Source organism: Sediminibacterium salmoneum NBRC 103935, from assembly GCF_000511175.1.
GTDB classification, from domain to species: Bacteria; Bacteroidota; Bacteroidia; order Chitinophagales; family Chitinophagaceae; genus Sediminibacterium; species Sediminibacterium salmoneum.
The window spans coordinates 1972463-1993809 of the sequence record NZ_KI866530.1 but is presented as its reverse complement, the minus strand read 5'-3'; the positions used below and the strand labels follow the sequence as shown (position 1 = coordinate 1993809).

The 21347-nt window shown below is 39.7% G+C and carries 19 protein-coding genes; 13 read left to right on the top strand and 6 right to left on the bottom strand.

The window, feature by feature from the left end; translation table 11 throughout:
* A partial coding sequence (locus P767_RS18880; RefSeq protein WP_037351711.1) for an NAD(P)H-dependent glycerol-3-phosphate dehydrogenase occupies positions 1 to 275 on the top strand: 275 nt, incomplete at its 5' end.
* Positions 276 to 328: 53 nt separating this feature from the next.
* Positions 329 to 700, top strand: a complete 372-nt coding sequence (locus P767_RS17960; protein WP_071840065.1) for a helix-turn-helix domain-containing protein — start codon at positions 329 to 331, stop codon at positions 698 to 700.
* Here the strand turns inward: P767_RS17960 and hemW are convergent.
* Complete coding sequence (gene hemW / locus P767_RS0109255) at positions 697 to 1821, bottom strand: radical SAM family heme chaperone HemW (RefSeq protein WP_026764274.1); 1125 nt, start codon at positions 1819 to 1821, stop codon at positions 697 to 699. The genes P767_RS17960 and hemW overlap by 4 nt on opposite strands.
* A gap of 119 nt (positions 1822 to 1940) precedes the next feature.
* Here hemW and P767_RS0109250 point away from each other — a divergent pair, with 119 nt between their 5' ends.
* From P767_RS0109250 to porN, 8 genes are all read left to right on the top strand, one after another.
* Positions 1941 to 2240 (top strand): hypothetical protein, encoded by a 300-nt coding sequence (locus tag P767_RS0109250; protein WP_026764273.1) that lies wholly within the window; start codon positions 1941 to 1943, stop codon positions 2238 to 2240.
* A gap of 5 nt (positions 2241 to 2245) precedes the next feature.
* Entirely contained in the window at positions 2246 to 2845 is a 600-nt protein-coding gene (locus tag P767_RS0109245; RefSeq protein ID WP_026764272.1) for a DUF4271 domain-containing protein, read from the top strand.
* A gap of 30 nt (positions 2846 to 2875) precedes the next feature.
* Positions 2876 to 3817, top strand: coding sequence for a uroporphyrinogen-III synthase (locus tag P767_RS16605; protein WP_084799891.1), 942 nt, complete (start codon positions 2876 to 2878; stop codon positions 3815 to 3817).
* A gap of 269 nt (positions 3818 to 4086) precedes the next feature.
* The gene (gene porK, locus P767_RS16600) at positions 4087 to 5148 is read left to right on the top strand and encodes a T9SS ring complex lipoprotein PorK/GldK (RefSeq protein ID WP_051417264.1); all 1062 of its coding nucleotides are present in this window, start codon (positions 4087 to 4089) and stop codon (positions 5146 to 5148) included.
* A 25-nt stretch (positions 5149 to 5173) separates the two neighbouring features.
* Complete coding sequence (locus P767_RS18980; RefSeq protein WP_051417263.1) at positions 5174 to 5371, top strand: SUMF1/EgtB/PvdO family nonheme iron enzyme; 198 nt, start codon at positions 5174 to 5176, stop codon at positions 5369 to 5371.
* 23 nt (positions 5372 to 5394) lie between these two features.
* Positions 5395 to 6138: a type IX secretion system motor protein PorL/GldL gene (gene porL, locus P767_RS0109230; protein WP_026764271.1), complete on the top strand. Its 744-nt coding sequence runs from the start codon at positions 5395 to 5397 to the stop codon at positions 6136 to 6138.
* A 48-nt stretch (positions 6139 to 6186) separates the two neighbouring features.
* Positions 6187 to 7740 carry a type IX secretion system motor protein PorM/GldM gene (porM, locus tag P767_RS0109225; RefSeq protein ID WP_026764270.1) on the top strand — a complete coding sequence of 518 codons (1554 nt, stop codon included), beginning with the start codon at positions 6187 to 6189 and terminating at the stop codon, positions 7738 to 7740.
* An 8-nt stretch (positions 7741 to 7748) separates the two neighbouring features.
* Entirely contained in the window at positions 7749 to 8864 is a 1116-nt protein-coding gene (porN, locus tag P767_RS17665) for a type IX secretion system ring subunit PorN/GldN (protein ID WP_051417262.1), read from the top strand.
* 212 nt (positions 8865 to 9076) lie between these two features.
* Here the strand turns inward: porN and uvrC are convergent, their stop codons facing one another.
* From uvrC to P767_RS0109195, 4 genes are read right to left on the bottom strand one after another with little or no spacing between them, the layout of a single operon-like run.
* Complete coding sequence (gene uvrC, locus P767_RS0109210; protein WP_026764269.1) at positions 9077 to 10885, bottom strand: excinuclease ABC subunit UvrC; 1809 nt, start codon at positions 10883 to 10885, stop codon at positions 9077 to 9079.
* A 1-nt stretch (position 10886) separates the two neighbouring features.
* Positions 10887 to 11477 carry a hypothetical protein gene (locus tag P767_RS0109205; RefSeq protein WP_026764268.1) on the bottom strand — a complete coding sequence of 197 codons (591 nt, stop codon included), beginning with the start codon at positions 11475 to 11477 and terminating at the stop codon, positions 10887 to 10889.
* 28 nt (positions 11478 to 11505) lie between these two features.
* Positions 11506 to 12930: an outer membrane beta-barrel protein gene (locus tag P767_RS0109200; protein WP_026764267.1), complete on the bottom strand. Its 1425-nt coding sequence runs from the start codon at positions 12928 to 12930 to the stop codon at positions 11506 to 11508.
* Between the two features lie 10 nt (positions 12931 to 12940).
* Positions 12941 to 13519, bottom strand: a complete 579-nt coding sequence (locus tag P767_RS0109195) for an RNA polymerase sigma factor (RefSeq protein ID WP_026764266.1) — start codon at positions 13517 to 13519, stop codon at positions 12941 to 12943.
* A gap of 93 nt (positions 13520 to 13612) precedes the next feature.
* Here P767_RS0109195 and P767_RS16590 point away from each other — a divergent pair, with 93 nt between their 5' ends.
* The 3 genes from P767_RS16590 to P767_RS0109180 all read left to right on the top strand — a co-directional run bounded on the left by P767_RS16590 (position 13613) and on the right by P767_RS0109180 (position 19310).
* Entirely contained in the window at positions 13613 to 15232 is a 1620-nt protein-coding gene (locus P767_RS16590; RefSeq protein ID WP_051417261.1) for a DUF1800 domain-containing protein, read from the top strand.
* A gap of 10 nt (positions 15233 to 15242) precedes the next feature.
* Positions 15243 to 16817: a DUF1501 domain-containing protein gene (locus P767_RS0109185; RefSeq protein WP_026764265.1), complete on the top strand. Its 1575-nt coding sequence runs from the start codon at positions 15243 to 15245 to the stop codon at positions 16815 to 16817.
* A gap of 99 nt (positions 16818 to 16916) precedes the next feature.
* Positions 16917 to 19310: a TonB-dependent receptor gene (locus P767_RS0109180; RefSeq protein ID WP_026764264.1), complete on the top strand. Its 2394-nt coding sequence runs from the start codon at positions 16917 to 16919 to the stop codon at positions 19308 to 19310.
* A gap of 70 nt (positions 19311 to 19380) precedes the next feature.
* On the opposite strand, the gene P767_RS16585 is transcribed toward P767_RS0109180, so the two are convergent.
* Positions 19381 to 21347: beta strand repeat-containing protein (locus P767_RS16585; protein ID WP_037351710.1), on the bottom strand; the 1967-nt coding region annotated here is incomplete at its 5' end.

Genomic DNA, 21347 nt, shown 5'->3' with positions numbered 1-21347 from the left:
CTTCTGTTTACCTGGGCGATTTACTGGTAACCTGTTACTCCCTTTATAGCAGAAACCGCACTTTCGGGAATATGTTGGGGAAAGGCTATTCGGTTAAGTCTGCTCAGCTGGAACTTAATATGTTACCTGAGGGATATTTTGCCAGTAAATGTATAAATAAGACCAACCAAACGGTTCAAGCAGCTCTTCCGATTGCAGCTGCCATCCATGACATTTTGTGGGAAAATCTGCCTGCCGAAGAGGGTTTTAAACAAATTGAGGCTTTTTTGCAATAATTTTTAAACAAATTGTGGCTTAAATATGTATTAAAAGCCTAAACTGTTTAAAAGTGCCAGAAACCATTATTCGTAAAGTAAGAGAACAAAGAAACTACACACAGGAATTTGTTGCCAAGCAAATGGGAATTTCCCAGAATGCTTACAGTAAAATTGAGAATGGATATACTCAGTTAACGGTAAAGCATATTAAAGATCTTTCCAAAATTCTGGAAGTTTCTATTATGGAATTACTAAGGGATGATTTTGAAATACATCGCCCCAATCATATACAGAAAGAAAGTGTAAACAAGGATAATTTACTGATGTCTTTGGATAAGATAGCTGGTAAAATCACCTCAAAGCACCCTCAGAAGCATGATTTTTATCCAATAGTGATGAGCTTGTTGCAGACCATTGATAATACGGTAGACAATATTCACTAGTCACGAAATAATTCAGCGGCAATGCCATCAGCCATGAATTTTCCTTGCGGGCAAATCCGGAGGTATTCATTGCTGCATTCCATTAAGCCTTGTTGAATAAATTTCTGTGCTTCCTTAACTAGCACATGGAAAATATCTTGCCGGCCTATAATATTCAGCCTCTCAGCAGAAATACCTTCAACTGTTCTTAAAGCAGTCATGATGTATTCATTGATTTGCTGAACAGTGGTTAATTTTTCAATTTCAAAAGGAATTTCCCCTTTTTTGATGGATTGAATATACAGTGAATTATTGCTGATATTCCATTGTCTGCTCTTTCCATTGTAGGAATGTGCAGAAGGACCGAGACCCAGGTAATGGGCGCCCGACCAATAACTTGAATTATGTTTGCTTCTTTTTCCGGGTAATGCAAAATTAGAAATTTCGTATTGTTCATAACCAGCTTCCCCCGTGATAGATTGCAGCATTTCAAACTGTTCAGACTGATGTTGGGTGTTGATGTCTGGCAATTCCTGCCGATTAATTTTAAGTGCCAGTGCAGTTTTGGGTTCAACAGTTAGTGCGTAGCAGGATAAGTGTGGGATACCCAGGTCAATAGCCGTTTTTAGATTCAGTTTCCATTTTTCATGAGGCAGAGTAGGACCGCCATAAATTAAATCAATGGATAAGTTGGTGATGCCTGCTTCCTGGGCCAGCTGTATGCAATCTCTTGCCTGCAGGGCATTGTGGGCCCTTCCCATCCATTGTAAATCGGTTTCCTGAAAAGACTGAATCCCGATACTAAGCCGGTTAACTCCCAGGCTTTTCCACTCTTTTACATTAATTGAATCTATATCATCCGGATTGACCTCCAGCGTTATTTCTGCCTCATTGCTTACTTTAAAATATTGATGAATCGTGTTCAGCAAAAAACTTAAATGTGCAGGCTTTAGCAGTGAAGGTGTACCACCGCCAAAATAAATAGTTTCAACCGTATCTGAGAAGTAATGCTGCTGCAGCTTTATTTCCTCTGCCAATGCATGAACGAGGTCATCCATTTTCTGTTGATTGGTAGAAAAATGAAAGTTGCAGTAATTGCATGCTTTTTTGCAAAAAGGGATATGTAGATAGATGCCTGACATGATGATTTAAAAATTAAAATTAGCATTGTTCTGCTAACCTGAACGTTTAATAAACTGCAATCAATATTTTTGTGTGGATGCGCAATCGTTTATTTCTAGTAATGGTCTGTTTTTTATGCATGCAGTGGATTGCTGCGCAGCAGGATTCAAACCGCAGGATTCAGCAGCCTGCTGAAATAACGCAGGACACATTCCGGATTCCCGCGGATAGCGCATCTGTTGCAGATAGTCTGGCTGCAGACAGCATTAACCGGGAGCAGGCGGCATTTGAAAAGCAGCTTCAAATGATTGATACCAGCACTTACAGAAGAATTGCATACCATCCTTATCTGCCTTTGAATCAACCCCCGGTTTTTATGATTGTAGACTATAAGGACAAGCAGTCTAAGGATGCCTTGTTTTATACTGTACTTTTTTAGTTTTCATGTTGGGCTTTATTAAAAATGTTTTTCCTAAATATTTTCAGAATCTATTCCGGTTGTTTTTTCAAACCTCTTTAAGACAAAAGCAAACCAAGGATCAGTTGGAACAGGATGGACAGGCTTCTCTGTTGATTAACTTGTTTTTTCTATTGTCTGCAGGTTTATTTATTACTTTAATGATTCAGCAGTACCGTTGGCTGGATATGTCATACTGGATACTCTATGCCTATTCTACTGCTGTACTGGCCATTATTTATCTGGGAAAATACCTGTTTGTTTCCTTTGCTGGCTGGGTGTTCAATAATGGGCAGTCGGCATCTTCTTATTTATTTCTGGTGGCAGTGGTGAACCGGATCATGGGAGTGGTCTTACTCCCCCTGACTGTGTTAATGGCATTTGCTGAAGCACCCATTGCCGTAATAGCCCTCACCATTTCATTCGGTGTTGTAACATTGTTGTTTTTTTACCGCTATATTGTTTCATTTGGCTTGCTTAGGTCTGAGTTACAGGTTAATCCTTTTCATTTTTTCCTTTACCTTTGCGCTGTAGAAATTTTACCAATGGCCTTGATTTATAAGCTGTTGGTTGAAAATTTAGGCTGATATTTTACAATTGCAAAACACAGAGCAAGCATGAGCAAAAACGGGGCTAAGCAAGGCGTAAATTCAAAACCAGCCAGGAAGATTCTGATTTCCCAACCAAAACCGGAGAGTGAGCGTTCGCCTTACTTTGATTTGGAGCGGAAATACAACGTTCAACTGGTATTTCATCCTTTTATTGTACTGGAAGGTATTCCTGCAAGAGAATTCAGGAAACAGAAAATAGACGTGCAGCAATACACGGCCATCATATTTACCAGCCGAAATGCCATTGACCATTTTTTCAGAATGTCTGAGGAAATGAAACTAAGTATTGCCCAGGATACCAAATACTTCTGCATAACAGAAGCAGTTGCCTTGTATTTGCAAAAATTTATTTTGTACAGAAAACGCAAAGTGTTCTATGGGGCAGATGGTACCAATAAAAGCATGCTTGATGTAATCAATAAGCACAAAGAGGCTGAAAAGTTTTTATATGTGTGCAGTGAGAATCAGCAGGATAACGAAATCTGCGGTTGGTTAAAAAACAATCATTGCGATTTTCAGCTGGCTTATATGTACAGAAGCATCAGCAACGATATTAAACCTGTATTGCAGAAGAACGATTACGACATGATTTGTCTTTTTACGCCAAGTGGGGTAAAAAGCCTCTTGGATAATTTCCCAGACTTTAAGCAGAATGGAACCGTATTTACTGCATTTGGAAACAATACTTCCAAAGCGGTAGTGGATGCTGGTTTTGAACTGCAGATACAGGTACCAAGTCCTCAAAGACCCAGTATGGTAGCTGCACTGGAATTGTTTTTAGCAAATCCTCCTGCAGAAAAATCAGCCAGTAAAGAGCCGGGAAAATCATCCGTTAAGTCTTCTTCCAGACCGGCAGGGAAAGCTATAGACAAGCCGGCTGCTAAAGCAGCTAAACCCGCTGCCAAAAAGATCGCAGTTAAATCACCCGTTAAATCAGTAAAAAAATAAATATAAAACCCCTCAAACGAGGGGTTTTTTGTTGGCAGTTCAGGCAACATTTCGCCTTTTTTTTCGTTCTAGTTTATCTTTAGCAATTATGTAACAACTTTATAAGTAATTTGCCATTGACAGGCCCTATGAACAAAACCTATTTAGTTGAACTTAATTAGCTATTATTGATTGTAAAATTTACTTAAAAACCATTTGATACAGTACATTTTAATAGTACTCAGTCATTTGAAACAATATATTTGCTCCTGTCAAAATCAATTGTGGTCATGAATAGACATTTTTATTTGGTTGTAACGGCAATTTGTGCGTTTACGGTCACTTCCTGTAACCTGTTCAAAGGCAAGGGAGGCAAAGGATTGCCAGATGATGGCCAACTCTATGGAGTGGCTCCAACTGCCAAGCAGAATATGAATCCTCCAAGGAATATGGTGTATATCCAGCCTGGTACCTTTCACATGGGTCCCAGCGATGAAGATATCAGCTACCAGTACACTACAAGAAACAGACAGGTTTCTATACCGGGTTTCTGGATGGATGCAACGGAAATCACAAATGACCAATACCGTCAGTTTGTAAATTGGGTCAGAGATTCTCTTTCTTTCAAAATATTATTTGGTCAGGGGATCAATAAAGAAGATGATACCATGGCTGTTGATTGGGCAAGAGTTAAAACCATCAAATGGGATAGAAAAACTGTTGAGCAATTGAATGAGTTGAATCTGGCACCGGATAACAGACTCTACGGAAAACCTGAAATTGATCCTGACAAATTGGTTTACCGCATTGAATATTTTGACCTGGCTGAAGCGGCTAAAAGAGAGAATGCCGGTCAGCCCAGAAAGAACTTTATTGTTAAAAGAAACCAGAAAGTGTATCCGGATACATTGGTTTGGATGAGAGATTTCTCTTACTCCTATAATGAACCAATGACCAAGCGTTATTTTTCTCACCCTTCTTTCGGAAACTATCCGGTGGTGGGGGTAACCTGGAAGCAGGCAATGGCTTTTTGTAGCTGGAGAACACATTATCAGAACGCTGCCCTTGCCAAGAAGAACTTGGCTTACGATGGTGATTACCGTCTGCCTTCTGAAGCAGAATGGGAATACGCTGCCAGAGGCGGCCGAACCAACTCTATGTTCCCATGGGGTAACTATTACACACGTAACAAGAAAGGTTGTTTATTAGCCAACTTTAAGCCCGGAAGAGGTAATTATGCCGAAGACGGTGGATTCTACACCGTTAAAGCAGATGCTTACTGGCCCAATGATTATGGCTTATATAATATGAGTGGAAATGTGGCAGAATGGACGGGCTCTTATTTTTTATGAAGGTTCTTATAATTTCTTGTCTGATATGAGTCCGGATGTTCGTTATGACGCAAAAGACTCTGATCGTCCTCGTGAAAAACGTAAAGTTATCAGAGGTGGTTCCTGGAAAGATACACAGTATCAGATTCAGGTTAGCACTCGTAACTACGAATACCAGGATACTGCAAAATCTTATATCGGTTTCCGTTGTGTAATCGATTTGGCTCCTAAAATGAAAAAATAAAATAAACTACAAAAAATACAATTATGGCTTCAGGTGTTTCTCCTACAGTTAATCGCGCGGTAAACGTTGTTGTATCTCTTGGTGCTGCCGTGGTGATTTTTGGTGCAATGGCAAAAATCCTTCACCTTTCTTGGGCCGACTGGGCTTTAAAAATTGGTTTAACAACTGAGGCATTGATTTTCATTATTTATGCCATTCTACCTCCTCCGGATATGGGTGCACCCGTAGTTGTTGCAGATTCCGGTAATCCTGCATTGAAAAGCATGGAAAAAATGTTGGCAGAAGCAGATATTACGCCTGCAAACCTTGGAAAATTAAGTGAAGGCTTCAAAAAACTGGGAACTACCATTGAGAAAATGGGTGAAATCAGCGATGTGGTAAAATCTACCGGTGATTTCAGTGCCAATTCAAAAGCAGCTGCAACCGCATTGGGTTCAGTAGCTACCGCAGTAAATGGCGCAGTACATTCCTTATCTAGTTTTGAAGCTGCTGCCGAAAGCAATAAGCAGTTCCATATTCAGGTTCAGGGATTAACCAAAAACCTTTCTTCCTTAAATACCATCTACGAGTTGGAATTACAGGAAAGTAATAATCATTTAAAAGCGTTGAATCAATTCTATGGTAAACTATCAGCAGCTTCTGAAGCTATGAATAGTACTGCAGAAGATGCTCAGAGAGCTAAAGAACAAATTGCTGCATTGGCTACCAACCTGAGCAAATTGAATCAGGTATACGGCAATATGCTTACTGCAATGCAGGGCAGATAATTGGTTGGGAATAAAATTGAACAACGCATTTAGATAAATAAGAAAAATATGTCATTACCTAAGGAACCGCGGCAGAAGATGATTAACATGATGTATCTCGTGTTAACGGCTTTGCTTGCACTAAACGTTTCTTCAGAAATATTGAATGCTTTTAAAACCGTAGACAAGAGCCTGATGACGGCTACCGGAGTTGCGGAAAAAAAGAATTCTGAGATTTTTAAATCCTTTCAAAGAAAAATTGAAGATCCTACCACACGCGATAAAGCAGCTATCTGGTTGCCCAAAGCTCAGGATGCAAAAAAACTCTCTGATGAAGTGTACAATTATATTGAAGGATTAAAGCAAGAGTTAAAGAAAGAGGCTGGATTAAAATTAGTAGATGGGAAAGAAGATTTTAAGGAAGACGACCTGGATGCCGCTACCCGTTTGTTTATTTCAGCACCTCCAACTGGAAAGGCTAAAGGAATAGAATTATTTGACAAGTTGGAGAACTTTAGAAAACAGTTACTTAAAATTGATCCAGAAATGTCAAAAGCTATAGGAAGTAATTTACCTCTAAGCTTGCCTGATATTGAAAAGTCAAATGATAAAAGAAAAACTAAAGAAGACTGGGCATATAGCTTCTTTCATATGACCCCCACTGTTGCGGCCATTACTATGTTGAGCAAGTTTCAGAACGACATTAAAAACAGCGAATCAGAAGCTGTTGAATATTGTCACAAAGAAATAGGTGAAGTAGAAATTGAGTATGATCAGTTTCAAGCTATAGCAAATGCTAGTGCAAGTTATGTAATGCCAGGGGAAGAGATTGTAATAAATGCCGGAGTAGGGGCTTTTAATAGTGCAAAGCAACCAACTGTTTCTGTAGACGGAGCTTCTGCAACACCCACTCCGGATGGTTCTTTTGAATACAAGTTCAGACCCAATGCCAGTGGCTCAAAGAATGTAACGATCTCTTTTGTGAAGCCAGACGGTACAACCGCTTCTGTTACCAAAGAAATTAAATACACTGTTGGTGTTCCTTCAGGATTAGTAGTATCAACAGACAAGACCAGGGTATTTTATCAGGGTTTAGAAAATCCATTGAGTGTAACAGGAGGAAGCGGTGACGAGAAAGTAAGCGTAAATGTGGAAGGAGCGGGCATCAGCTACCGTAAAGCAAGTCCTGGTCAATACATTGTAACTGCTTCTAATTTAGGTTCTGCAACTGTAATTGCAACCGATGGAAAAAACAGCCAGCGCATTGTGATACCTGTAAAGCGAGTTCCAAACCCATTGGCAACAGTGGGCGGTAAAGCCGGTGGGCCCATTGCTGCGAATGTATTCAGGGTTCAACGTGGGGTTGCAGCTGAATTAAAAGACTTCGTGTTTGAAGGTGTAAAATATGAAGTAGTTTCCTTTACCCTGATTTGCACAGGACGTGGATTTGAAGAGAGTGGATTTGGTATTGCCGAAGTTACCGGCACTTACTTTAATGCAGAGGCCAAAGCGCTGTTAAACAGATGCCAGGCGGGTTCTACTGTAGTAATTGACGAAATTAAAGTGAGCGGACCAGGTGGTACCCGCTTACTGGATCAAAATATTTCATTTACCTTACAATAAGTGTGTGTATGAAAAAGATGGTATATGCAGGTTGGTTAATGGGTTTGGCACTGGTTGTTTCAACTGGTGCAATGGCTCAGTCCAAGTACAAGAAACCTGCCCCTAAAAAACCCGCAACAACAAATAAAACGGCTGTAGCTAAAAATGCGGTTAACCAGGTTAATCCGGCTGCAGATACCACAATAACTCCTAATAATAATATTAGTGGTACATCCCGATACAGAAACAGCAATAACACTGCTCTTGGTACTGCCAATACAACGGCAACAACCAATAATCCTTCAGCGCCTGTTACTATCAGCTATGATACTTCAGTACAGGGAGGATTTGGTGCTAAGCCGGAAGTTTCTTTAAGAAACAATTACGCAATGCTAAGAACACAGGTTAGAGATCGTAAGCCATTGGAATACGAAGATCTTCGTGAAGATGATGCGGTATTCAGCCATTTTATCTGGAGAGAAATTGACGCCAGAGAAAAAATGAACCAGTCTTTCATGTATCCTGCTCAGGATGACAATGGTGACCAAAGATTCTTTTCATTGTTGTTGAGCGCTATCAAAAATGATAGTGTGGTTGCTTTCTCACCCGATAACGATCGTTTTACCAAACCATTGTCAACTGCACAGGTAATGGCCATGGTGGAAGGTGCATTAGATACAGTAGACGTAGTTGATCCTGCTTCCGGTGCAGTTGAAAAAGTAATTACCAAGAAGCCAAAATTTAGTCCTGATAGTGTTTATACATTCAGAATAAAAGAGCAGGTAATCTTCGACAAAGAAGCCAGCCGCATGTTCACCAGAATTCTGGGCATTGCTCCAATTGCCAAACAAGTAGTAGCTGGTAAGTCCATGCCAAGGGTTTTATTCTGGGTATATTATCCGGATATCAGAGCGTCTTTGACCAAATTTGATGTGTACAATCCAAAAAATATAGCAGCCAGAATGACCTGGGAAGAATTGTTCGAAAGCCGTTTCTTCAGTAGCTATATTATTAAGAGCACCATTAATAATCCGGGAGATAAGTCTTTGAGTGCATTTATTAAAGATCCACTATTCAGATTATTGGAAGGGGAGAATATCAAATCAAAAATCATGAATTACGAGCAGGATCTTTGGGCTTATTAAAACCTGAATTGGCTGTTTGTAAAATAGCGTTTTAATATATTGGGGGCTTTCAGCCCCCCTTTTTTATGCTTTTCACTTTGTAATAATTCTTTATTCACATCTGTTGGATAAAGTTTTTTTATATTTTCTAAGGGAAACTGTAATTTCACTTCGGTTTTTCATAGGATATTGGATTTTAAAAACGGGGCTGGATTTCTATCCTGGCCCTTTTTTTATGCCTTACCCTGAAAATACTTTATCAATATAGCCGCCCGGCTGGCACCAATGATGGCGGTTAAGGATTGTTCCGATTGTAGCTTGATGTTTTTTACCGATTTGAATGTTCTTAGCAAATCTTCAATAGTTGTCTTGCCGATACCAGGGATTTGTTCCAGTTCATTTTTAAATGTTCCTTTAGATCGCTGATTTCTATGAAAGGTAATGCCAAAACGATGCACTTCGTCTCTTATGCGCCGAACAAGTTTTAGTGCATCACTATCCCAGGAAAGTTTAATAGAAGCTTTGTCACCCGGGAAAAAAATTTCTTCTTCGTTTTTTGCCAGGCCCACAACAGTAGTTGTACCAATTAAATCCAATGATCTGAAAGCATCCACTGCAGCACCTAGCTGACCTTTACCACCATCAATAATCACCAGCTGTGGGAATGGCTCTCCGGATTCTTTTAGTCTCTTATATCTCCTGTAAACCACTTCTTTCATGGTGGCAAAGTCGTTGATCCCTACTACTGTTTTTACATTGAATCTGCGATAATCGTTTTTTGATGGAACGCCATTTTTAAAACAGACCATGGCACTCACCGGATAAGCCCCCTGAAAGTTGGAGTTATCAAAACATTCAATATGCAATGGGGCTTCGCTCAATTGTAAATATTGCTGTAATTCGTACAATACTTTTTTCTGTTCCTGTTCTGTCTTTCCCTCCAGATGTAATATTTTTTTCTTGCGTAGTTCTGCCTGATAGTAAGCGATATTTTTTAATGACAGATCCAGGAGTTTTCTTTTATCACCCGCTTTTGGTACTGTGATAATAAGAGAAGTATCAGGGTACTCAATGGGAAATGGTACTATCACTTCCTTTGCCATGCTGTTGAAAGTATTCCTTAACTCACCAATCACCCATACCAGCACTTCCTCTTCTGTTTCCTCCAGTTTTGTTTCTATTGGTACAGAGTGTGTTTGTACAATAGTTCCGTTCTGCACCATCAGATAATTCACATAAGCTTTATTGTCTTCCTTGGCAATACTGAATACATCCAGGTTGGTCAGGTGTTTGCTCACTACAACAGAGGAAGCCTGGTAATTTTCAAGGTGTTCAATCTTTTTCCGGATCATTTCAGCTTTCTCAAATTCCAGATTCATTGCATGCTGCTGCATTTCCTCTTTAAATTGAGCAACAACCGATCCCAAATTTCCTTTTAAGATATTTCTCATTTGCAAAATCCCATTCTGATAGTCTTCCAGGCTTTGTAAGCCCTCGCAAGGGCCTTTGCAATTGCCCAGATGGTATTCAAGGCAGACTTTAAATTTTCCTGCTGCAATATTTTCTTTACTCAGATTCAACTTGCAGGATCGCAGAGGGATATACTGTTTTACAAACTCAATCAGCTCTCTCACTTTACCAGCAGAAGTAAATGGACCAATGTATTCAGATCCGTCATTGATTTTTCTTCTGGTTAAAAAAATTCTTGGAAAAGGTTCTCTCTTAACAATAATGTAAGGATAGGTTTTATCATCCTTCAGTTCAATATTGTATTTGGGTTTGTATTCTTTAATTAATGCGTTTTCCAGCAAGAAAGCATCCTGCTCAGAACCAACAATGGTGAATTCTATACTATGTATTCTTTTTACCAGCTCATGTGTTTTGTATCCCACAAATGACTTGCTGAAATAGGAGCTCACTCTTTTTCTCAGGCTCTTTGCCTTGCCCACATAAATCAGTTCTTTGTTAACATCAAAATATTTATATACCCCGGGATCCTGTGGTATCGTATGCGCTATTTTTTGAAATGCTTCCTGGGTCATTTTAAGGCCTGTTTTTCCACTGAATAGTCTTGCTGCTCTGTTCAATTAAAGCAGCAGGATTCTTTTCAGATTTAGCAATACTGAACTGTTTTCCCGCAACCCAGCTATACTGAATGGTGCTGGTATTCTTACCATCCTGATGAATCACTCTTATGAACATTCTTTTGGGCAGATTGGTTTGTTCGTTCAGCAGTAAATCAATGCTTTTAATATCAGCCTGATCTGTTTGGTAGTTGATGGTATAGCTCTCAGTTCCTAGATCCTGAAACACGGTTTCCTTATACAGGTATTTGTTTTGGGCAAACCAGTTTGTCTGATTCAATACCTCAGTTGCAATGGATAAAAATTCATCTTTGGATATAGACCTGGTAGTACTGTCACCCGATTGAATATTGGTTTCCGTGATAGAGAAATCTCTTAAATCTACATATTGCATTTCATCCTTAATAAAACGCTCAATCGGGTAGAACTTTGCGGTATCGGAAATGGTAGCTCCCTTGTTTTCTGCTTTCCTTTGTTTAGACTTACAAGATACAAGGGCAGTAAAAAAAAATAGCAAAACCAATCCACAAATGGAAGACAGAAATTTCATGCTGCAAAGCTATCCAAAATCAACTATACTAACGTTGTTTCGTGTAAGCGAGGCGGATGCCATAATCCATTAAATACTCTTTAATAGGATAGCGGTTGGTGTAGGTGGGTAAATGCTGATACCTGATTTGCGGACCCAGCTGCCATTGATTGGAACCCGATTTAAAGTTGATATGGATACCGGCGCTGGTGTTTACATTCCACCTTCTTACAAAACCATTGCCATCGGTGTAGTTCTTGTAATCTGTTGAAAGCAGGAATACGCTGGAATTAAATGAATAGGTTGGTTGTACGGTAGCTTCTGCACTGATGCCAAACTGTTTGCCTTTTATAATATCCCATTGTACGCCCAATGGCACAGCTACCTGATAACTCTTGTTATTCAATTGTTCCTGTTTGTAACCTGCCGTATTGTTGTAGCTGGAGAACAGGTTCAGATTTTCAATACTACCGTTATTAAGCAATGAAACAGTAGCAATGCCATTTGCACTTCGGAAAGTTTCAATATGGTACTGACGAATATTTAATTGTAAGCCGGCTTTGAATTTAAGACGGGAGTTAATATTGTATAATGCTGCCAGCCCCACTTCCAGTCCCATGGCCGGTCTGTGTCTTACCACTTCGTTAACGCCAGCGGTATAACTTAATGCCAGCGGTACGTTCTGAGCAGGCGCGATGGAATTGTTATTGGGCTGAACTATTTCTTTTACTTCTGCATCAGATAAAGAACGATAGCTGGTAGAAGGCGTTGCGTAAAACTGGAAACCAATTCTTCTATTTGCAATCGGAAGCTGAAGAGAATGGTTAACAGCCGGTGTTAATTTTTCATCCGACAGGTTGATGTTCACTGCTTTTTTTTCGGGTACGGAAGCCAGGGCAATCCTGGTAATATTGGCTGACCATGCTTTTTCTGTAACCGATTCTGGTTCAGATTTCTCAGTAACAGCAACAGTTTCAGTTTCTTCTTTGACGGCTGGGGTTAATGGCTGGGCCGGAACAATATTCCTGATGTTAACTTTAGCCATCTGCCAATCGTTACCAATAGCTGTTTCAACCGTTGGTATAGTTGTATTGGCTACAGTAAGTTCAGTTTCAGCAACCATGGGCTGTTTAATGGCACGCTGGGTTAAATGTTGTGGCTCAATGGCATGGTAATAAGCTTCCCTTGGACTGGGTGCATGCATCCTTTGCTCTACCATTGATTTCTCAGCTTTTTGGATATTGCTGGTATCAAAATTAAATTGATGAGCAGATGGTGCAATCAGTAAAGTGGAAACCGTTAAACCAACAATGATAAGTAAAGAGATAACCGTTAATGCAGGCCAGGTAGGATTCCCGTGAATTTGGGTACGGATTTTCTTCCATACACTATCCGCAGGATACATGCGATGGTCCTTCAGCTCCTCCCGCAGGAATTGCTCAAATGCGTTGTCTTGGTTATACTTACGATCCATATCCTATTTGCTACTGCTTAAAAGCAGTGGCCCATGAGAGTTTTTCTCTGGGTTGCTCAATAATTCTTTTCTTAATTAAAATAGCTTCCAGCATAGACTTTGCCCTGGTGTACTGACTTCTGCTTGTGCTTTCTTCAATGTCTAGCATGTCTGCAATTTCTTTGTGACTGTACCCTTCCATGGCATATAGATTCAGAACCGTTCTATATCCTAGGGGTAAAAGTCTGATGCATTCAATGATCTGTCTGGCCTGCATTACGGAAGGCATGGTTTCCTCCTTTACTTCCAGATAATCGGCCTGTTCCAGGTCAATGCTATTGCTGAACTTTTTATTTTTCTTTAAAAAGTTAATACAGGTATGAACAATGATTCTTCGGATCCATCCTTCAAAAGCTCCTTTGTTCTGGAACGTATGCATTTGTGTAAAGACCTTAATAAATCCTTCCTGCAACATATCTTCTGCATCTTCCCTGCTATTGGCAAAACGATAACACACACTCAGCATCTTGGGACTGTAGCGATTGTACAGTTCCCTTTGTGATGAGGGGTCATTATTTAAACAGCCTGCAAGTATCGATTGCTCTGTCATTAAGGGATTTATTTCCCTAAATATAAGACATTTTTAATGTTAAAAGGCTGCATAATTACCTTACTTAGCGTCATATTATTACCAATCCTGCACATGGACAACTTTTACAATCCACCACCATTAACCGGACTTAACCCCTATACCGGGTCTTTTACACAGACTGAATTACAGCATTTATTAAAACGAACTTTGTTTGGAGCAAGCAGGGCAGATCTGAATTATTTTGCGGGCCGAACCCTCCCGGATGTACTTAGTGAGCTACTGAACCCGGCAACTGTAATCCCCCCGCCACCCGTAAAAGAGTATACTACTTCCACCACGGCTACTAACCCGGATACGGGTATTGCGTCTGGCTCAACCTGGGTAGGAGATTTAAACAATGATGGTACGGTACAAAGCCAACGAAGAGCTTCCTTTAAAAAATGGTGGATGGGTTTAATGATTAATCAGGATCGTTCTGTTCTGGAAAAAATGACCTTGTTCTGGCATAATCATTTTGCAACAGAAACCAATGATGTGGGCAATGCACAATATATCTACCGCCATCATCAGTTGTTACGAACACATGCTTTGGGGAACTTTAAAATACTTACCAGAGCGGTTACGATTGATTCGGCTATGTTGGTATATCTCAATGGACAATTGAATACAAGAACAGCACCAGATGAAAACTATGGAAGAGAGTTACAGGAATTATTCTGTTGTGGCAAGGGGCCGGATTCCTTATATACGGAAGCAGATGTAAAAGCTGCAGCAAGAGTATTAACCGGGTGGAGAAATAATAATACCACCATGACTTCTTACTTTGATTCAACCAGACACGATACCAATCCCAAAGTGTTTTCTTCATTCTATAACAATACTGTGATTACAGGCAGGACGGGTGTTACAGCGGGTGATATTGAATTGGATGAAATGCTTACTATGATTTTCAATGTACAGGAAGTGGCTAAATATATCTGCCGGAGAATCTATCGCTGGTTTGTTTATTATGATATAGACGCAAGCATAGAATCCAATATTATTACGCCATTGGCCAATATTTTCAGAAGCAATAATTATGAAATAAAACCTGTGTTACAAGCGCTCTTGCAAAGCGAACATTTTTTTGATGTGTTATCAAGAGGATGTCAAATTAAGAGCCCCGTTGATTTGGTAGTAGGCATGTGCAGAGAATTTCCCATGGCGTTTCAGCCTTCTAGTGACTATATCACCAACTATGCACACTGGAACTATATGGTAACATGGGTAAGTAATATGCAACAAAATATAGGCGACCCGCCGGATGTGAGTGGATGGAAAGCCTATTACCAGGAGCCACAGTTTTATCAGATCTGGATCAATAGTGACACGCTTCCCAAGCGCAATCAGTTTACCGATACCATGATTGTTACGGGTTATAGTTTTGGTGGTAAAAGAATTCAGGTAGATGGATTAGGGCTGGTTCAACAACTCAACACGCCTTCTGATCCGAATGCGCTTATTAATCAACTGACCAGTTATTTGTACCGGATCGATTTATCAGATGCATCAAAGACACAACTCAAGAGAGATATTTTATTAAGTGGACAAACCAGTGATCATTACTGGACCGATGCCTGGAATTTGTATATCAGTAATCCGGGTAATACAGCCAACACAACCACGGTAAGAAATAAAATCAGGGACTTGCTCAAATATTTACTGAACCTGGCAGAGTACCAACTCGCATAAAATCCAATCTATGAAAAGAAGAGACTTCTTAAAAAACACAGTGCCAGCAGGTATTTTGCTGCCATCATTGGTGAGCGGGTTTTCGTTTAAAGTATTTGGTGCATCCTCTGTTTTTGCTGCAGCACTTCAGATGCAGGCAGAAGAGAATGATCATATATTGGTGATTATTCAGTTGAATGGAGGCAATGATGGATTGAATATGGTGGTGCCTATTGAGAACTTTGCCAATTATGCCAATGCAAGGCCTAATATATTTATTCCTGAAAATAAAGTGTTGAAATTAACCGGAGTAGACAAAGCTGGCTTACATCCATCCATGACAGGATTGCAAAGTTTATTCAACGAGGGAAAATTAAATATCATTCAATCGGTGGGATATCCGCAACCCAGCTTCTCTCATTTCAGGGCAACTGATATCTGGATGAGTGCAAGTGATTCCAGTACAGTAGTAAACAGTGGATGGGCAGGAAGATATTTGGACTATCAGTATCCCAATTTTCCAACGGGCTATCCCAATGCCAATATGAAAGATCCATTGGCCATACAAATTGGATCGGCCACTTCTTTAACCATGCAGGGACCATCTGTAAATATGGCCATGAGCATCAGCAATACCAGCAATTTTTACAACCTGATAAATGGGGTACAGGACCTGGCACCAGCAACCCCAGCAGGTAAAGAGCTAACCTATATTAGACAGATAACACAGCAGACTCAACAATATGCCAGCGTAATTAAAGATGCTGCCAGTAAAGTACCCACGCAATCTACTTATCCCACCAATAATAGTTTGGCTGATCAGTTAAAAATTGTAGCACGCTTAATTAAGGGTGGCTTGCAAACCCGTGTGTACATGGTAAGCACCGGAGGCTTTGATACACATGCATCACAGGTAAACAATGGCGATACAACTACAGGAACCCATGCAACATTGCTGGGAAGAGTGAGTGATGCCATCAAGGCCTTCCAAACCGATCTGGCTTTTTTGGGCGTGGATGATAAAGTAGTGGGAATGACATTCTCAGAATTTGGAAGAAGAATCAGAAGCAATGCAAGCAGTGGTACAGACCATGGTGCAGCCGCGCCTGTATTTGTTTTTGGAAAGCAGGTGATTGGAGGGGTAACCGGTAATACGCCCAACTTTGGAGCCAGTGTAGGAGTGGGAGACAATATTCCTTTTCAATACGATTTCCGATCTGTGTATTCCACTTTATTAAGTAACTGGTTATGTGTAGACGACAATGATCTGCAACAAATCATGTTGAAGAATTATCAGAATCTTCCATTAGTTAGCGGCGCTGCCTGCAAACGTCCTCAGCCATTGGCCACTGAGCAACTGATAAGTAATTATCCGAATCCATTTACTAACAGCACTGTCATAACTTTCAAAACAGCAGGCGGACATACCCTGATTCAGATTATTGATACCAGTGGCAGAGTATTAGCGGTATTAACAGATAAAGAATATCCAGCCGGAACCTATACGGTAACTTTTAACAGCGGATTTCTGCCAACAGGTGTTTATTATGCCCGTTTTCAGAACCTGTCTGTACAGCAGGTGCGACCCATGCTGAAAGTCCGGTAATAATCCCCCAGCAAAAATCTTTTTAAAAAAAATGCAACAATGATGTAAAAATATCATTGACCCCATTATATTTGCAACAAAGTAGCAAAAAATAAAATTATGAAGTCATTGGTATTGAGTTTGTTTTTATGCGGTTGGATTACAACTGCCGTTTTTGCAAATGGTTCCATCAAGGGAAAAGTAACCGACGCGGAAAGTGGAAAGCCACTAGTGGGAGCATCCGTTTATATACACGAGTTAAGAACGGGAACCATTACAGGCGTAGATGGTCTTTATCAGACAGCAGAAATTCCTTCCGGAACTTATTTACTGGAAGTTAGTTTTATGGGCTATAGTGCTTTTTTAAAAACGATTCGTGTAGATAAAACACTGGAAATGAATATTGCTTTAAAGCCATCAGTGGTGGAACACGAAGCAGTAACTGTAACGGGTGTTGCTTCAGCCATTCGTTTAAGTCAGAATCCACAGGCAATTTCAGTAGTAAAGAAAACCGATCTGCAGAGAAGTAGTGGAACGAATATTATAGATGCATTAAGCAGAATTGTACCGGGCGTAGCTGCGTTAAGCACAGGACCAGCAGTAAGTAAGCCTATCATCAGGGGATTAGGATATAACAGAGTAATCACCATAAATGACGGAGTACGTCAGGAAGGACAGCAGTGGGGAGATGAGCATGGTATTGAAATTGATGAGGCAAGCGTGCAAAGAGTAGAAATTTTAAAAGGACCTGCTTCTTTGTTGTATGGGAGTGATGGTATGGGAGGTGTAGTAAATATTATTTCGAATGTACCGGTAGAGAGAGGTGTAATGAAAGCCAATTACCATGTTGCAACCAACAGTAATAATGGTTTAATCAGCAATCACCTGAACTGGTCCGGACATGCTAATAATGGATTCAACTGGAATCTCTATGGATCATTTAAAAATGCCCATGCTTACCAGAATAAATATGATGGCCGTGTATTGGGAAGCCAGTTCAACGAAAGAAACTTCGGTGGATATATTGGTGTGAACAAGAAGTGGGGGTATAGCCATTTATTAGTCAGCAATTTCAACCAGAATTTTGGAATGATTGAAGGAGACAGAGATGATGCCACAGGTCAGTTTGTAATGTTTGCCGGATCAACATTGGAAAGAATTGCAACAGAAGCAGATTTAAAAGACAGAAAAGCACAAGCACCCTCACAAGGCATTAATCATTTTAAAATTGCTTTGGATAATAATATTGCCTGGGGTTCAGGAAGACTACAGTTAAATGTTGGCTTTCAGCGAAATCAAAGAAAGGAATTCGGAGACCCCGAAGCACCCGGAGTTCCTGAATTGTATTTTGATTTAAAGACGGTAAACTATAACGTGCAATATCATTTTGCAGAGAAGAATGGATGGAAAACCAGTATGGGCGTTAATGGTATGCAACAGCAGAATCAGAACAAAGCAGAAGAAGTATTGATTCCTGAGTATAGATTATTTGATGCAGGTGCATTCTTTTATACGCGAAAAACATTCAATGATAAATTAACTTTAAGCGGAGGAGTAAGAGCAGATTACAGAAGATTAAACAGTGATGGATTTACAGAAGGAACTGAAGTAAAGTTTGAATCATTTAACAGAAACTTCAGTAATATGAGTGGATCAATTGGTTTAAGTTACCAGGCTTCAGACAATGTTACTTTAAAAGCAAATGTATCCAGAGGATACAGAGCTCCTTCTGTAACTGAATTGGCAAGCAATGGCTCACACGAAGGAACCAACAGATACGAATATGGAGACAGAAATCTAAAAAATGAAACTTCTATTCAGGCAGATGCGGGCGTTGAAGTAAGGACCCAGCATTTTAGTTTTCAGGTAAGTGCCTTCTACAACAGTATCAGTAATTATATTTTCTATTCTAAGTTGAGCAGTGTATCAGGAGGAGACTCATTGGTAAATGTAGATGGGGAAGACCTGATGACATTTAAGTTCAGACAGAATGCGGCTCGCTTGTATGGATTTGAATCTAAAATTGATATTCATCCGCATCCATTGGATTGGTTGCACCTGGCAAGTAGTTTCTCTGTAGTTGCAGGTAGATTTAAGGAAAGCTATGAAGGGGTAAATAGATTGCCATTTATTCCACCGGCAAGATGGACTACTGAATTAAGAGGAGATTTTGCCAAAGCAGCCAATGGGTCTTTGCGAAATTTTTATGTAAAACTTGAGTTAGACAGAGTTTTTGCTCAAAACAATATTTTCTCTGCTTATAATACAGAAACAGTAACACCCGGATTCAGCTTATTGAATTTTGGAATTGGTACAGATGTACAAAGCAAGGGAAGAACACTATTTACCATTCATGCAGCTGCCAATAATATTGCAGATGTAGCTTATCAGAATCATTTAAGTAGATTAAAATACACTGCAGAGAATATGGTTACAGGCCGTATGGGTGTATTTAATATGGGAAGAAATTTTACCCTCCGAATCCACGTTCCATTTGAATGGAAACTCAAGTAGTTTCATTTGGTTTGTTTTTGATTTAGAAGTGCCGCACCCCGAATGGGGTGCGGTTTTTTATTATGTCTGATTATCGACCGATTACGTGGTAGGCGATAACATATTTTGCGCTTGGTGTTAATGCTCCTGAAGCTGAAAGTGTGAATGAGCCTGCAAAAGTTTTGCTTGGCATACAGTATATTTTTGTCTCCAAATTAGATGGACTTGGCGAAGCGTCTAATATTGGGTGAATTAATACTACAGGCACTGATTCATAAGGGCTTACAAATGTTACTGTCAAAAAATCACCGGTACCAATTGCACCAGTAGTATTAATTGTTATAACACCCGCTGCATCATTTCCATCAACAGAAACTGAAGTAATACTTCCGTCAGATGCGGTAAGTCCAATAGTTCCAACACCTGCTTTCCCAACAAATTTTGTTGCATTTACAGAACCTGAAGTATTTACTTTGGTTGTTGAAGTATTACCAAGCTGAACCGAATTGTTACCGGCACCTATTGCATTATGACCAATTACTATTTGATTTGACGCATTATCAATTGAAGGGCCAGCATTTGTCCCAATAAAAATTGAATTGGAGGATGATAATAGATTATTTAAAGAATTTCCATTAAAATATTTACCAGATTGATAACCTAAACTAGTGTTATTGCTGCCAGAAGTTAAACTCCCAAAACTATTTTGCCCAAATGCAGAATTATTATCTCCAGAAGTTAAACTTGCCAATGATGCTTGACCAACTGCTGAATTATTATTTCCAGTTGATAATCTTAAAGAAAAATGACCAATTCCTGTATTTGAATTTCCCGATAGGTTTGTATAAAGTGCATCTTTACCGAGTGAACTGTTGTTTATACCTATAGTATTAGTTTGCATTGATGCTTGTCCAACAGCAGTGTTGCTTGATCCTGTAGTATTTGCAAGAGCCGACTGACCAATTGCTGTATTGTTTTCTCCAGTCATATTCAATGAAAGAGATCCCTGTCCAACTGCAGTATTATCTTTTCCAGTTGTAATTGAGAATAATGCTCCAGCTCCAAAAGCCGAATTTTTTTCTGCCGCAGTATTTGAAAATATCGGAGTTCCCAATCCAAAGCTTGTATTTAATTTTCCTTGTGTCTGTGTAGTGATTATTCCAGAATTAACATTTTCAACTTTTATTTTAAATGGCACATTGTCCGTAGTTCCTATAAAGTTATTATCAGCTGGATTTAAGCCTGTGTTTCCATCAATCTTCCATCCTGCATAACTAGCCCAAGCTGGAATGCCACTTGTTAATGTTAAAACTTGCCCATTTGTTCCTGCGGCGAGAGCAGCAGCGTTACCTGATGAATTTCTAAATATGATATCTCCAGTAGCCGTCATAGGTGAAATTCCATCGAATGTATAATTGGGGATATTTAATTCACCGGTAGTATTATCATATGATGCAGAACCACTGTTGTTCAATGTAGTTAAAGAAATTGAAGACCTAGCCCTCGTTTGTGTAAAATATTGCTGAGTTCCTTCTGGCACATTGGTTGTATTTAGTGTTTGCCAGGATTTATCTCCTCTCCAATATTGTGTAGCAGTTCCTGCAGAAATGCTTGGCTCACCTCCTAATCCAGATAATGTATAGTTAGGTATATTTAATGTTCCCCCACTATAAGTAGCAGGACCACTTGAATTATTGGTGGATAAGGTAATTGCATTTTGTGCTCTGGCAGGTGTGAAGTAAAGATTAGTAGCCCCTTCTTGTGCTGCGTCAGAAGTAAGCGTTTGCCAGGATTTATCGCCTCTCCAATATTGTGTAGTTGTTCCGGCTGTAATACTAGGTTCTCCACCTAAACCATTAAGAGTGTAACTAGGAATGTTAAATACACCGGTTGTATTATTGAAAGTGGCTGAACCATTTGTTCCTGTTGTAGTTAAGGTTAATGCATTTCTTACTCTTGCATTGGTAAAGAATAAATTAGTTGATCCTTCTGTAGTTACATCAGAAGTAAGCGTTTGCCAAGTTTTATCACCTCGCCAGTATTGTGTAGCAGTTCCAG